Source organism: Solirubrobacter ginsenosidimutans, assembly GCF_027587205.1.
Map to the genome: position 1 here is coordinate 100,607 of NZ_JAPDOD010000023.1, position 13,571 is coordinate 114,177.

Genomic DNA, 13,571 nt, shown 5'->3' on the forward strand with positions numbered 1-13,571 from the left:
ACCGCACGCTTGAGGAAGGGCTCCAAGATGATCAACGTGCTCACCGCCTTGGTCGACACCCTCCCGACCCTCCTGGCCTTGGCGGCCGCCGCGCTCTTCGCTGTGATGGCGTGGGCCGGTGGCAGTACACACTGATTCGCGGCGACCCTCTCAATCCTGCCGCGACCCTCACATAGCCGCGGCGGCCGGAACTCCCTCTCCTCCGGCCGCCGCGGCGCCCCTCTTTAAAAGACCGTGTAGCCCTGCCAGGCCAGGGTGTCCACGCTGGTCGTCGAGAGCCCCAGGTACGACAGCGAGTAGAGCTTGTCGCCGATCACCAGGGAGCGCTCGACGGGTGCGTTCTCCGGCCGGGCGTCGACGTGGTGGACGATCCGGCCCACCTCGCTCAGCGCATTGGGCTCGACATGGATGCCGACCGCGCCGGTGAACGGCGGCGAGTAGGACTGCAGCGGCATCACGACGAGCTTCTTCGGCGCCCAGAACAGGAACGCGTGCGGTTCGGCCTCCACCGAGGTCGAACTGGACGGGAACTGCAGGTTGGTGACCTCGCGCGGCGCGGCCAGGTTGGAGACGTCGAAGAGCGAGGTCTTGACATTCCCGCCGTCCCGGCCGACGCCGAGCAGCAGGTTCTCGCCGACCGGGTGCAGGTAGGCCGAGTAGCCGGGGATCTTCAGCTCGCCGACGACCTTGGGCATGGTGGGATCGGAGAGGTCGAGCGTGTAGAGCGGGTCGACCTGCCGGAACGTGACGACGTAGCCGCGCTCGCCCATGAAGCGCACGCCGTAGATCCGCTCGTTCTCGCCGAGACCGCCGACCGCACCCACCTGGTTGAGCTTCGCCCCGTCCTGGCGCAGCACGGTGACCCGGCTCGACGGAGCGACGGCGGTTCCGCCCGGCTGCCAGGGCGGCACGTCGGTCGACGCGACGCGCAGGTCGCCGTTGAACTCCGACAGCGCGTAGCTGTTGAGGATGAAGCCGGGGACCGACCCGCTGGCCTTGTAGACCGTCTTCGTCGGATCGGACACGTCGAAGCGATGGATCTCGGTGCGCATGCCCTCCGGGACGTCGGTCCCGAGTTCGAGTGCGCGCACGTAGCGCTGGCTCGCGACGTAGAGGCTGCCCGCCGAGCCGTAGACGACCTGCGCGCCCGCCATCACGCCGTCGCGGTCGAGCGAGTACATGCCGCGGTCCAGGTCGACGGTCAGGATCGCCAGGACGTCCAGGCCCGAGAACTGGTTCGGGTGGGTGACCGCGTCGCACGGCGCCAGGTTGCGCCGGAAGGTCTTGCCGCTGAGGTTGCTCTTGAGCACGGTCCGGCCGAGGAAGTCGCCCAGCGTGGTCTCGTCGACCGCATCGTCGACCGACTCGCCCTCGGGCGGGATGATCGGCTGCGGGACGGCGTCGATCACGAGCCGCGCGACGGCGCCGTTCTGGCGCGCGTCGACGAAGCGCCCGGGCACCTCCATCGTGCGCGAGACCTTCGGCGCACCTGACACGTCGATCTCGGTCACGATCGTGGTCGAGGACAGCGGGGCGACGGTCGGCGCGATCGCCACCCCCTCAGGCACGCTCGTCGGGGTCGCGCCCTTGTTGGCGATCACCAGCACGCGGTTCCCGCGCAGCAGCAGACGATGCTCGTTCCCGTCGAGGGCGAGCGTCCCGGTGACCACGCCGCTCGGGTCGATCACCCGCAGCGTGCCGTCGGTGACGGTGAAGATCCGCCGGCCGTCGGTCTTGATGACGTCCGGCTCGTCAACGTCGGTCTCCTGCGTGTTGGTGCCCGAGAAGTCCGGGATCGTGCCGCCGACCTCGGTCCCGCCTTCAGCGGAGACGGGGGCGGCGGCGGGCGCGGGCGGAACGATCCCGCCGACCGTCGTGTCACTCGTCGGCGCCGGCATGAGCGGCGGCGTGGCGATCGTCACCGGCGGCGACGGCACCGCGCGCCCGACCACACCCACGCCGCCGTCTGTGCGCAGGGCGCCCTGGCGTGCGTAGTCGACCAGCGACTGGCACGACGAGAACGCCTTCAGCCGGGGCTTGGCCTTGGGCGCCGCGTGCGCGGAGTCCACCGCGACCAGCGCCAGGATGAGAGGAACGGCCGCGGCGAGTCTTCGCATGTGCCCAAAGTACTCAGCATGTGCCCTTTTGCGCCAGCTTCGACCGATAGGTCTGCATCGCCGCGTGGGACATGTCGCCGTGGGTCTGGTGCTTCAGGCTCGCGACGCGCTCCTTGTGGTAGGGCGAGCTGAGGCTCTCCGCGTGGCCGATCACGTTGTCGACGCCGATGTCATAGGTGCAGCGCAGCCAGCGCGTGAGCCGCAGCGACGCCGCGAGCTGCCTCGCGTTGTCCATCACCTGCGCGTCGCTTGCGCCGACGTGCTCGATCCCGATCGCGGTGTAGTTGAGCCCGACCGTGTGGCGGCACATGATCGAGCGCGGCACGAGCTGGTAGATCGTGCCGTTCCGATCGATCACGTAGTGCGCGCAGGTGCCCGGCAGCTCGTGCAGCTCGGCGTCGGCCGTGTCGGGCGCGAACGTGTTCCACGTCTGCTGGAAGGTCGAGGTGACGGTGTAGTGCTCGACGATCACCTTCGGATTCGTCAGCCGGTAAGAATCGATCCCGTAGTGGCGCTTCGCGTACGCGGCCATCTCCTGCTTGCGCTTGGCGCCGAACGGGATCGGCTTCTGGACGATCGTCGGCTGGGGGACGGCAGCCGCGAAGATCGCGGCGAGGACGGCGAGCATCCCCACACCGTAGGGATGCCCGCCGAGGCTGCCGGGTCAGCGGCGCTTCTTGAGCTTGGACGCAGCGGCGCGCACGTCCTTGGCGGCGCGCTTCGCGCCGTCGGCGTCCCAGCGCACGCAGGACTGGCCGTCGGCGGTGCAGACGCGGCCGAAGTGCATCGGCTTGCCGTCGACCCTGCCCCTGCTGCGGATCAGCCACGTGCCGTCGGCGCGCTTGGAGTAGCTGATCGCCATGTCGCCGTTGGTGTCCCCCTCCCCGGCGCCGAACACGGTGTGCTGCTCGGCACGGACGCCGCCGGCGTCCTCGATCGCGCCGAACGCGACCTGCGGGTCCGACTGGAAGCGCAGGCACGACCGGTCGTCGTCGCCGGGGCCGCCGGTGGACCACTCGCAGCTGAGCGTGTCGACGGTGGTGCCGGCGGCGTCGAGGATCGAGACGCCAACGCTGACCGGACGGTTGACCGCCTCCTCGGAGACCGGGGTCTGCGCCGCGGCCGTGCCGGCGAGCGAGAGGGCGGCGACGGCGGTGAGAATCGGGATTCGCATACTCTCAACAGCGCTCGCGACCACCCCGGGTGTCGCGCCTTCCGAACACTTTCAGAACCTGCGACACCTTCGGCGAAATCCTGCGTCTGTCCGGTGGATGGCACGTGACGAACGACTGATCGAGCGCGCGGGAGCGGGGGACGAGCGCGCGTTCGCGGAGCTCGTCGAGCGCCACCGCGATCCGCTGCTGCGCTACGTCTCGCGGCGCTTCTCACCCGAGCTGGCGGAGGACGCCGTGCAGGAGGCGCTGCTCGCCGCGCATCGCGCGCTGCGCTCCGGCACCCGGCCGACCGACGTGCGCGCGTGGCTGTCCACGATCGCCTGGCGCCGCGCACTGGACCTGACGCGCCGCGAGCGCGACGCGGTTCCGCTCGATGCCGAGGTCGCGGCCGCCGCTGCGCACGAGCCCGAGGCGAAGGTGCTGCGGGCGAACGAGCTCGGCCGCATCGTCGCCGCGTTCAGCGAGCTGCCGGAGCGCCAGCGGGCGGCGTTGCGCCTCAGCGCACTCGAAGGGCGGTCGCTGGAGGAGATCGGCGACGCCCTCGACGTCGCGCCGGACACCGCGAAGTCGCTCGTGGCGCGGTCGCGGCGCACGCTCACGCATCGGCTGGCCGCCGCGGAGCTGGGTTGCGACGCGGTCCGGTTGCAGATGGAGGACTCCGCCGCGCGCGGCGTGCGCCTCGCCGGCGACGTCACGCTGCACCTGCGCGAGTGCCGGTCCTGCGCCCGCGCCCACCGCGAGATCCGCCGGCGCCGCCGCCTGCGAGTCGCGCTCGTGATCCCGTTCGGCCTCGCGATCCGCACCATCCACCTGCGCGACCGCCTGCGCGACCTGATCGCCTTCAACCCCGCCTGGGAAGCGCAGATGAGCGCGGCGAAGCTGTGCACCGCGGCCTGTCTGACGGCCGTGAGCGCCGGCACGGTGGCCGCGCCCGCCGTAATCGTCATCCCCCGGCACACGCCGACGGCGCTCACGACGACCTCGCTCGCCAAGCCGAAGCACGCCAAGAAGAAGCCGCCGCGCAAGGTCCACCGGGTCAAGGCCACGCCGACGGCGACCGTCTACGCCGCCGCCACACCCACCTGGACGCCCACCCCGGTGCCGACGCAGGTCAAGGCGACGCGGAAGAAGAGCGTGTTCCCGCGGATGGCCGTCGCGGGCGGTGGCGCGGAGATGCGTCCGAAGCGCACCCCCACGCCGATCTCGACACCCAGCCCGACACCGACGCCGGTCGTGACCCCCACGCCCACCGGTTAGGTTTGAGGTCATGGCCGACTTCCACAGCGAGACGATGTCCGTCATCACCAACGACATGGCGCCGGGTGAAGGACCAAAGCTCCATCGTCACCCGTACGAGGAGGTCTTCGTGATCGTCGAGGGCGAGGCGACCTTCACGCTGGGCGACGAGACGCGGGTCGTACGCGGCGGCGAACCGCCGCTGATCGCTTCGCCGAACACGGCGCACGCGTTCAAGAACACCGGCGAGGGACGGCTGATCACCGTCGACATCCACGCCAGCCCGGTCTTCAAGACCGAGTGGCTGTGAGGCGCCCGGTCTTCAAGATCGGGTGGTGGTGAGGCGCCCGGTCTTCAAGATCGGGTGGCGGTGACCGCCGCCCGCCCGAGCGCGCCCGCGGTCGGGTAGCGCTCCTGTGGGTCCTTCGCCATCGCCGTGCGCACCACGTCGTCCAGCGCGCGCGGCGCGTCCGGCGCGTGCGCGCTGACCAGCGGCGGCGGCTCGTCCATGTGGGCCAGCATCGTCGCCGCCGACACGGGCCGCGGGAACGGCACGACGCCCGTCACCGCCTGGTAGAGCATGCAGCCGAGCGCGTAGACGTCGACGCGCGCGTCGATCCGCTCGCCCAGCAGCTGCTCGGGCGCCGCGTAGTCGCAGGAGCCCAGGAAGCTGCCCGCGCGCGTCAGCGGCTCGGCGGCGGAGCTGACGTTCTTCATCAGCCCGAAGTCGGTGAGGATGCAGTGCATCGCGTCGCCCTCGCCTTCGATCAGGACGTTGGCGGGCTTGACGTCGCGGTGGACGATGCCTCGGGCGTGCGCGGCGTCGAGCGCGTCGGCCACCTGCGCGATCAGCCGGGCCGCGACCGCCGCCTCGAGGCGCCCGCGCTTGAGCAGCGACCCGAGATCTGAGCCCTCGATGTACTGCATCGTCACGTACAGCCGCCCGTCCTTCGCACCCGCCCCGTAGACCCGTACCACGTTCGGATGGCGGATCGAGACCTCGGCCTCGTACTCGCGCCTGAAGCGGATCCGGAACTCGCGGTCCTCGCTCAGCTCGGGGGCGATGACCTTCAGCGCGACGTCGCGCCCGAGCTTGAGATTTCGCGCCCGGTAGACCACGCCCATCGCGCCCCGGCCCGCGATTCCGAGGATCTCGTGATCGGCGAACGCGGCTCCAACGGTCAGTTCGTCCATCGTCTCGTGCGTTCGTACCACTTCCGCGGGTACGCGCGCAACGACCGACCGATGAGTTCTCGCGCGAACCGACGTCAGAGGGGCATGAGCGCTATGACCAACGCCATGACGACGGAGTTCGAACAGGCCCTCGAGCGGCACCGGCGTGAGTTGCATGTCCACTGCTACCGCATGCTCGCCTCCTTCGAGGAGGCCGAGGACGCGCTGCAGGAGGCGTTCCTGCGCGCGTGGCGGGCGCGCGACGCCCAGAACGAGGAGGCCAACGTCCGCGCGTGGCTCTACAAGATCGCCACCAACGTCTGCATCGACGCGATGCGCCGCAACAAGCGCCAGGTCCTGACCTTGACCTCCAAGGCCGAGGTCCCGTGGCTGCAGCCGTACCCGGACCGGCTGCTCGACGAGGTCGCGCCGAGCGAGCAGGAGCCGGACGCCCTCGTGGTCGCGCGCGAGACGGTCGAGCTGACGTTCATCGCCCTGATCCAGCTGCTGCCGGCCCGCCAGCGCGCCGTCGTGATCCTGCGCGACGTCCTGGACTGGTCGGCTGCCGAGACCGCCGAGCTGCTCGACATCAGCGTCGCCTCGGCGAACAGCGCGCTGCAGCGGGGGCGCGAGACGCTGCGCAACGAGCTGCCGGAGCGCCCGTCCGAGCGGCGGGTGTCCGACGAGCTCTCCGAGGAGGAACAGCGGCTGCTCGCCGGCTTCATCGCCGCGCACGAGGCCGGCGACGCTGAGGCCTCGGTGGCGCTGATGCGGGAGGACATCCGCTGCACGATGCCGCCGCAGCCGATGGTCTTCGACGGCCGCGACTCGCTCGCGCCGCTGCTGGAGACGGCGTTCGGCCCCGAGGGCCTCGGCGAGTGGCGCCTCGTCCCCACGCGCGCGAACCGGATGCCCGCCGCGGCGAGCTACCTGCGCAAGCGCGGGGAGACCGAGTGGCGCGCGTTCAAGTTCGACATCCTGCGCGTCGAGGACGGCGCGGTCGCCGAGATCACGACCTTCGATGCGACCCTGTTCGAGCAGTTCGGCCTGCCACTAGTGCTCGACGAGCGATGAATTCACGCCGATGCGCGAGTCTCTAGGGCCATGTTCAAGGACACCAAGGCCTTCAGCGGCTTCGCGGTAGACGACATCGACAAGGCGCGCGAGTTCTACGGCTCCGTGCTCGGCATCGCGCTGGGCGCCGAGGAGATGGGTCTGCTCACGCTCCTGCTCGGCGGCAACCGGCCCACGATCGTCTACCCGAAGCCCGACTTCGAGCCGGCGACCTACACGATCCTGAACTTCCCGGTCGAGGACATCGACGCCGCGGTCGACGAGCTGATCGAGCGCGGCGTGGCGATGGAGATCTACGACGGCTTCGGGCAGGACGAACGCGGCGTCTCGCGCGACGAGAACGGCCCGCCGATCGCGTGGTTCCGCGATCCCGCGGGCAACATCCTCGCGGTGCTGGAGGCCGCGGGGCCGGGCGCTTAGGCGATCGGCTCGAGGTCGCGTTCGAAGTCGAACGCGGGCGCGGCTTGGGGGTCGGTCTCCGGCTCGGCGCCGCGTCCGCGGACCTTCGCGTAGAGGACGAAGCCGACCATCGCGATGATGGGGGCCAGATAGAGGAGGCTGGCGGCGAGGGATGTCACGCAGGCGAACACTCCCGCGACCGTACGTTCCGCCTGTGGGCTCACGGTGAGAATGTCGCCGAAGGACTAGGGGAGCTCGTGGTCGGCGACGAGGTCCGTCGGGCTGAGGACGAAGACCTCGCAGATCATGTCCGGGTTCTGCTGGTTGCCGCTCATGAATCCGATCACCGGGCGGCCGGTGGCGTGCTCGATCACCGCCTCGAAGCGCTCGCGCATGACCTCCTGGAAGATCATCCGCTGCTGGATGACGGCGTGGCCCTGCCCGCCGTCGAGCAGCGTCTGCTCGACGCGGGTGAAGCCGCCGCGCAGCACGCAGACCACGAGGTCGTCGTGGTAATAGGTCTTGGCCTGGGTCGGCCCTCGCCCATAGAACTCCTTCAGCAGGGCGACCATGCCGTCGGAGATCGCGGTGAGCACGTCGCCGTGGGTGCCGTACAGGCTGTGGGCGTCGTGTTCGGTCATCGGTTCGATCGTATCCGCACGGGAGCGCTAGAGTCACGTCTTCGACCGCCGTCGGGTCTCGCCCTTCGCCTCGCGCGCGTCAGCTCCAGGGAGAGCGAGAGAGGACGCCATCCGTGGCGATTGCAGATGGTCCGCTCGACGGTGAAGCCCTGCTGTCGGCCATCACCGACGCGATGATCGGCCTGCACGAGCGGTATTACCACCGTCCGCCGGTTACGGCCAAGTGCCAGCTGATGGGCGACGACCTGCTCGCCTGCGTGCTCGGCAGCGTCTACACCGACGTCGAGAAGACGCTGATCGAGATCGAGCGCGCCCCGATCGTCCAGGACAACCGAAACGCGTTCCAGCGCGCCATGGAGGGACGATTCATCAGCGCGGTCGAGACGCTCTCCGGACGGGCAGTGGTCCTGTTCATCTCCAGCCACAACATCGGCCCGGACCTCGAGGTCGAGCTGTTCTTCTTCGCCGACCCGCCCTGAGGCGCTCACGCGGCGGAGGCCGGCTGTTGCGAGGCCTCGTGCAGGCGCTCGATGGAGCGGGTGATCAGCCGCGAGACGTGCATCTGCGAGACGCCCGTCATCTCGGCGATCTGCGACTGCAACCGGTCTTCGCGGAAGCGAAGGCGCAGGATCAGCCGCTCGCGCTCCCCGAGGACGCCCATCAGGTGCTCGAGGTCAGCGGCGTTCTCGGCCCGCTCGAAGCCCGGATCCACGAACGCGACGTCGTACGTCTCGCCGTTGTCGTTCCGGGGACGATCGAAGGAGGTCGCGTGGCGGGCCTTCGCGGCCTGCAGCGTCTCGATGACCTCCTCGGTCGTGGTGGCGGAGCGGGCGGCGATCTCGGTCACCGTCGGCGAGCGCCCCAGCTCACCGGACAGTTCCGCGGTGAGCGCGTCGATACGTGACACGCGCTCCTGGAGCGGCCGGGGGACGCGAACCGACCAGCTGCGATCGCGGAAGTGGCGCTTGAGCTCGCCCAGGATCGTCGGGAAGGCGAACGACGTGAACGCCAGTCCGCGCTCGGGATCGAACCGGTCGATCGCCTTGATCAGGCCGATCGCAGCGACCTGCTCGAGGTCGTCGAGATCTTCTCGACTGTGTTCGTAGCGGCGCGCGAGTTGGCGTGCCAGCGGCATGAAGCGTTCGACGAGCGCCGCCCGCATCGTCGGGTCGACGGCAAGCTGTGCGAAGAGGTCGTGCTCCTTACGGAGCCGTTGTGGATCCGCTGACCACGTCTGGGTGTGACTGTTTGAGTGGCCGGGCACCGCGCACCTCCGAGAACGCTCCGTTGAGCCGTTTCCGGAAGTCAGGAGGCGCTGCCACAGTCACGACGTCGCCTCACGATGCCCTCCTACGAGACAGACTACTCTCGTCGCTGTCCCTCGCGGCTCAGTTGGCGCCGGAGAGGATGTGCAGGCGCGCGAGTGATCGCCTGATCAGCCGTGAGACGTGCATCTGGGACATCCCGGTGATCTCGGCGATCTCGGATTGCAGGCGGTCCTCGCCGAAGCGCAGGCGCAGGATCAGTTGCTCGCGCTCGCCGAGGACGCGCATCAGGTGCCAGAGGTCCGCGGTGGTCTCGGCCTGGTCGAAGCCGGGATCCTCGATCGCGACGTCGACGGTCCGGCCGGCGCCGTCGATCGGCTGATCGAACGACGCCACCCGGCGCGCGCTCGCGGCCTCCAGTGCCTCGAGGACCTCTTCGATCGAGATCGACGAGCGCGTCGCGATCTCGGCCACGGTCGGCGAGCGCCCGAGTTCCGTGGACAGCTCCGTGGTGACCGCGTCGATCCGTGTCACGTGCTCTTGCAATCGACGTGGGAGGCGGATCGCCCACCCCCGGTCGCGGAAGTGGCGCTTGAGCTCGCCCATCACGGTCGGAAAGGCGAAGGTCCCGAACGCCAGCCCGCGGGACACGTCGAACCGGTCGACCGCCTTGATCAGGCCGATGGCCGCGATCTGCTCGAGGTCGTCGAGGTCTTCGTGCCCGCCCTGGTAGCGACGGGCGAGCCGGCGAGCGATCGGCATGAAGTGGTCGATCACTTCAGCCCGACTGGACGGGTCGGTCGCGAGGCGCTCGAACAGCAGGCGCTCCGCGCGCAACCGCGCAGGGTCTGCCGACCACGTCAGCGCGGAACTGGGGACGGACAACAGGTACCTCCGAACGCTCGGATGAGTCGCTACGGAAGTCAGGAAGCGCTGCTGACTCGGCTCGACTTGCCTCGCCTCGCCATGCCCTCCAGTGATGACGGTACTTCAACCATGTGCAAGATTTTAGAATCGGTGTTGAATTTGTGCCCGCTCTGACATTCCAAAAGGCTGACTCACATTTGACCACTCAGGCGTCGATCAGGCCGTGGTCGAGGGCGTAGCGAACGAGCTCGGCGCGTGTGGTCCGGCGCAGCTTGTGCTGGATGTGCGAGCGGTGGGTCTCCACCGTGCGCATGCTGAGGAACAGGCGCTCCCCGATCTCCGCGTTGGTGTGACCGAGCGCGATCAGGCGCAGGACCTCGAGCTCACGTTCGCTGAGGTCGTCGGGCGCCGCCGCCGCGGCGGCGGTGAGCTCGAGCGCCATCCGCGCGCCCATCTGGGGGTTCAGATACGTCCCGCCGCGTGCCACCGTCCGGATCGCCGTGACCAGCTCGGCGCCGGCGGCCTCCTTGAGCACGTAGGCGCGAGCACCCGCCCGCAGCGCCTCGCGCGCGAACGCGGGATCGCTCTGCATGGTCAGGACGACCACCGCGCACGTCGCCTTGACCTCCGCGATCGCGGTGAGGCTCGACGGGCCGGGCATGTTGAGGTCCAGCACGAGCACGTGCGGGCGCCGCTGCTCGACCAGCCGCAGCGCGTCCGGCACGTTGCCCGCCTCGCCGATGACGTGCAGGCCTTCTTGGCCCTGCAGCAGAAGCCGCAGCCCCGCGCGGACGACCTCATGATCGTCGGCGAGGACGATGTCGATCGCGGGCGGGTCCTCCGCGAGGTCTGACATGCCGGCGACGATATCCCCCCGCGGCTAGACGACCGCACGAGCGGCGATGGCGTCCGCCGCCAGGCCGGCCTGCCGCGCGGCGAGCAAGCGGCTGCCGGTCATGTCGCCGACGGCGTAGATGTCTTCGACGCCGGTCACCCGCCCCGTCTCGTCGACGTCGGTGAAGCCGTTCGCCGCTCCCGGCGGCAGACCGCTCACGGCCCGCCCCACGAGGTGGGGTAGGGCGACGGCGATCTCGGCGGAGATCGTGCCGCCGCCCGCGAGCTCCAGGCGGCCGTCATGGAACCGCTCGACCACGGTCTCGTCCATGAGGCCGATGCCGGATGCGAGCAGCCGGGCACTCAGCGGGTCGGTCGTCCGTTCGGCGGTGACGACCAGCACACGCAGCGCGACGCCCCGGTGGGCCGCCCATGCCGCGGTCTGTAGCGCGACCTCATACAGCGGAGGTGTCCACATGTTCGCCGAACGGGCGACGTACGCCATCGACGCGACCGGCTCGAGCGCGGCGACGACGGCGCCCAGGTCCTCGAGTCCGCGAAACGGCACGGTGCCTTCGACGGCGACCGCCGGCCGCGTGCCCAGCGCGAGGATCAAGGTGTCGTAGAAGCGCTGAGCGCCTCCCTGCGTCAGCAACTCGCGCGCGCCGGGGTCGACCGCCTCGAGCGCGTCGCGGGTGAAGCGGAACCCGAGCTCGCCGGCGAGCTCGGCGAGCTCGACCCGCGCGGTCGTCGCCCGTAGGAACGGCGGGCCGGCGTCGAGCGACCGCGTGGTGACGTGGCGCTGCGGGGTGATGAGCTCGACGTCGAAGTGGCCGGGAGCCGCGGCCTGCAGTGCGCGCACCGCCGCCAGGCCGGCGACGCCGCCGCCCGCGACAAGGACCTTGCTGGACGGTTCCTCGGCCATCGGACCAACCTACGGCGAGCGCTGCGGCTCGCGCCGGGGCGGAATACGTCGGCGCCCGGGGGAAAGCCGCAGTTAGGATGCGGGGGGAGTGCCCGATCGCACCATCGACGAGCTCCTCGCGCTCGACGAAGCGACCCTCCGGCGATTGCTGGAGGCTGGACGGGCGCTGGTCGCGCACCTCGACCTCGACGGCATCCTCGAGCTCTTGCTCGACGTCGCGACCGAGCTGACCGGCGCGCGCGAGGCCGCGATCGGCGTCATCGCTCGTCCGGCCACCGGCAGTTCCCTCGGCGTGCCGATCGTGATCCGCGGCGAGGTCTGGGGCGCGCTGCACTTGACCGAGAAGCGGGATGCGACCGAGTTCACGGCGGCCGATGAGCAGACGGCGACGGTGCTGGCCGGCTGGGCCGGGATCGCGATCGACAACGCCCGGCTCTACGAGGGCGTCCAGGTGCGCAAGCAGGAACTCGAGCGCGCGGTTGAGGGGCTCGAGGCGACGACCGCGATCGTGCGCGCCATCGGCACCGAGACCGACGTGGGTCGCGTCTTGGAGCTGATCGTCACGCGCGGGCGGGCGCTGATCGACGCTCGCTCGCTCGTGCTGCTGCTCGCCGAGGGGACGGAGCTCGTCGTCGCGGCGAGCGCGGGCCAGGTCGAGAGCCGCGCCGTCGGCTCACGGATCCCGATCGGAGGGACGGCCGCGGGGGAGGTCCTCTCCGCCGCGGGCCCGACGCGCATGACCGACGCGCAGACGATGCTGCGGCTCGAGGACGCCGGGCTCGGGGTCGTGGGCGCCGAGACCGGCATGCTGGTGCCGCTGGTGTATCGCCAGCACGCGCTCGGCATGCTCGCGGCGTTCGACAGCATGACCGGCGACGGCCAGTTCGACGCCGCGCAGGAGTCGTTGCTCGTGACGTTCGCGGCGAGCGCCGCGACCGCGGTGGCGACCGCCAAGACGGTCGAGCGCGAGCGCCTGCACGACTCGCTGGCGGCGGCGGAGAGCGAACGCCGCCGCTGGGCGCGCGAGCTGCACGACGACACCTTGCAGGGTCTCGCGGGCCTGAGCGTCCTCTTGGCGTCTGCCGGCCCGGATGCCGATCGCCGCAGCGTGGACCTCGCGGTCGGGCTGGTCGCCGAACGGATCCAGGAACAGATCGAAGGGGTGCGCACGCTGATCACCGAGCTGCGGCCCGCGGCGCTCGACCAGCTCGGCCTCAAACCGGCGCTGGAGAGCCTGCTCGCGCGCATCGGCACCGTCGAGGGCCTCGACGTAACCGGCGATCTCGAGATCGGGTCAGAACGCCTCGACCCCGAGCTTGAGACGACGATCTACCGCTTCGCCCAGGAAGCCCTGACCAACGTGGCCAAGCACGCCCGCGCCGAGCACCTGCGGGTCCGCATGCGGCGCGCGCCCGGCACGATCGAGCTCGAGATCGCCGACGACGGCAGCGGCTTCGATCCCGCCCGGCGCGGCGATGGCTTCGGCCTGGTCGGGATGAAGGAGCGCGCCGGCCTCGTCGGCGGCGCGATGCGTGTCGAGTCGTCGGTGGCCGGGACCACCGTGCACGGCTCGTTCCCGGCGTAGGTCTACTCGTCCGCGCAGCCGGCGATGTGGACACGCTCGTAGCGGTCGTGGACGAAGACGTCGGCGCCGCCCGCGTCGCGCGTGGCCGCCAGTTCGGCCTCGGTCTCGCTGCCGTGCTCGGAGAGCGGCTCCTCCTCGCCCTCGCGCTGCACGTGCCAGGTCCCGAGCCGGTGCGGAATGACGTGGAGGGGAGCGGCGGAGGTCATTCCTGCAGGGTGAGCGCCGCCGCGCCGGCGTCCATCCGTGGAAGCCCGCAGCCCGGGCCGGAGGAGCCGCAGTT

General features: G+C 70.5%; 17 protein-coding genes. 6 read left to right on the forward strand and 11 right to left on the reverse strand.

Features of this window, described 5'->3' with window-relative positions:
- Positions 1–224: 224 nt before the first annotated feature.
- Genes OM076_RS23225 through OM076_RS23235 form a run of 3 tightly spaced genes read right to left on the reverse strand, consistent with a single transcriptional unit; the run spans position 225 to position 3,291 of the window.
- Positions 225–2,117: a beta-propeller domain-containing protein gene (locus tag OM076_RS23225; RefSeq protein WP_270042465.1), complete on the reverse strand. Its 1,893-nt coding sequence runs from the start codon at positions 2,115–2,117 to the stop codon at positions 225–227.
- Between the two features lie 13 nt (positions 2,118–2,130).
- Complete coding sequence (locus tag OM076_RS23230; RefSeq protein ID WP_270042466.1) at positions 2,131–2,745, reverse strand: N-acetylmuramoyl-L-alanine amidase; 615 nt, start codon at positions 2,743–2,745, stop codon at positions 2,131–2,133.
- 36 nt (positions 2,746–2,781) lie between these two features.
- A complete protein-coding gene (locus OM076_RS23235; protein ID WP_270042467.1) occupies positions 2,782–3,291 on the reverse strand; it encodes a hypothetical protein in 510 nt (169 codons plus the stop codon).
- A gap of 97 nt (positions 3,292–3,388) precedes the next feature.
- Here OM076_RS23235 and OM076_RS23240 point away from each other — a divergent pair, with 97 nt between their 5' ends.
- Positions 3,389–4,549 (forward strand): RNA polymerase sigma factor, encoded by a 1,161-nt coding sequence (locus tag OM076_RS23240; RefSeq protein ID WP_270042468.1) that lies wholly within the window; start codon positions 3,389–3,391, stop codon positions 4,547–4,549.
- 10 nt (positions 4,550–4,559) lie between these two features.
- Positions 4,560–4,838: a cupin domain-containing protein gene (locus OM076_RS23245; RefSeq protein WP_270042469.1), complete on the forward strand. Its 279-nt coding sequence runs from the start codon at positions 4,560–4,562 to the stop codon at positions 4,836–4,838.
- Positions 4,839–4,882: 44 nt separating this feature from the next.
- On the opposite strand, the gene OM076_RS23250 is transcribed toward OM076_RS23245, so the two are convergent.
- Positions 4,883–5,722, reverse strand: a complete 840-nt coding sequence (locus tag OM076_RS23250; RefSeq protein WP_270042470.1) for a serine/threonine-protein kinase — start codon at positions 5,720–5,722, stop codon at positions 4,883–4,885.
- 51 nt (positions 5,723–5,773) lie between these two features.
- On the opposite strand from OM076_RS23250, the gene OM076_RS23255 reads away from it, so the two are divergent.
- Positions 5,774–6,775, forward strand: a complete 1,002-nt coding sequence (locus OM076_RS23255; protein WP_270042471.1) for an RNA polymerase subunit sigma-70 — start codon at positions 5,774–5,776, stop codon at positions 6,773–6,775.
- Between the two features lie 30 nt (positions 6,776–6,805).
- On the forward strand, positions 6,806–7,195 hold the full coding sequence (locus OM076_RS23260) for a VOC family protein (protein WP_270042472.1): 390 nt from the start codon (positions 6,806–6,808) through the stop codon (positions 7,193–7,195).
- Here OM076_RS23260 and OM076_RS23265 read toward each other — a convergent pair.
- Entirely contained in the window at positions 7,192–7,353 is a 162-nt protein-coding gene (locus tag OM076_RS23265) for a hypothetical protein (protein WP_270042473.1), read from the reverse strand. The genes OM076_RS23260 and OM076_RS23265 overlap by 4 nt on opposite strands.
- A 66-nt stretch (positions 7,354–7,419) precedes the next feature.
- Positions 7,420–7,815, reverse strand: a complete 396-nt coding sequence (locus OM076_RS23270; RefSeq protein WP_270042474.1) for a Na-translocating system protein MpsC family protein — start codon at positions 7,813–7,815, stop codon at positions 7,420–7,422.
- A gap of 113 nt (positions 7,816–7,928) precedes the next feature.
- Here OM076_RS23270 and OM076_RS23275 point away from each other — a divergent pair, with 113 nt between their 5' ends.
- On the forward strand, positions 7,929–8,294 hold the full coding sequence (locus OM076_RS23275; RefSeq protein WP_270042475.1) for a Na-translocating system protein MpsC family protein: 366 nt from the start codon (positions 7,929–7,931) through the stop codon (positions 8,292–8,294).
- Between the two features lie 5 nt (positions 8,295–8,299).
- On the opposite strand, the gene OM076_RS23280 is transcribed toward OM076_RS23275, so the two are convergent.
- The 4 genes from OM076_RS23280 to OM076_RS23295 form a co-directional block, all read right to left on the reverse strand.
- The gene (locus OM076_RS23280) at positions 8,300–8,977 is read right to left on the reverse strand and encodes a sigma-70 family RNA polymerase sigma factor (protein WP_270042476.1); all 678 of its coding nucleotides are present in this window, start codon (positions 8,975–8,977) and stop codon (positions 8,300–8,302) included.
- A gap of 226 nt (positions 8,978–9,203) precedes the next feature.
- Positions 9,204–9,965 carry a sigma-70 family RNA polymerase sigma factor gene (locus tag OM076_RS23285; protein WP_270042477.1) on the reverse strand — a complete coding sequence of 254 codons (762 nt, stop codon included), beginning with the start codon at positions 9,963–9,965 and terminating at the stop codon, positions 9,204–9,206.
- A 187-nt stretch (positions 9,966–10,152) separates the two neighbouring features.
- The gene (locus tag OM076_RS23290; RefSeq protein ID WP_270042478.1) at positions 10,153–10,803 is read right to left on the reverse strand and encodes a response regulator; all 651 of its coding nucleotides are present in this window, start codon (positions 10,801–10,803) and stop codon (positions 10,153–10,155) included.
- Between the two features lie 24 nt (positions 10,804–10,827).
- Entirely contained in the window at positions 10,828–11,706 is an 879-nt protein-coding gene (locus tag OM076_RS23295; protein ID WP_270042479.1) for an NAD(P)/FAD-dependent oxidoreductase, read from the reverse strand.
- An 88-nt stretch (positions 11,707–11,794) separates the two neighbouring features.
- Between OM076_RS23295 and OM076_RS23300 the strand changes: the two genes are divergently transcribed.
- Complete coding sequence (locus tag OM076_RS23300) at positions 11,795–13,291, forward strand: GAF domain-containing sensor histidine kinase (protein WP_270042480.1); 1,497 nt, start codon at positions 11,795–11,797, stop codon at positions 13,289–13,291.
- Positions 13,292–13,293: 2 nt separating this feature from the next.
- Here the strand turns inward: OM076_RS23300 and OM076_RS23305 are convergent, their stop codons facing one another.
- A complete protein-coding gene (locus tag OM076_RS23305) occupies positions 13,294–13,497 on the reverse strand; it encodes a DUF2188 domain-containing protein (RefSeq protein WP_270042481.1) in 204 nt (67 codons plus the stop codon).
- Positions 13,498–13,571: the final 74 nt, after the last annotated feature.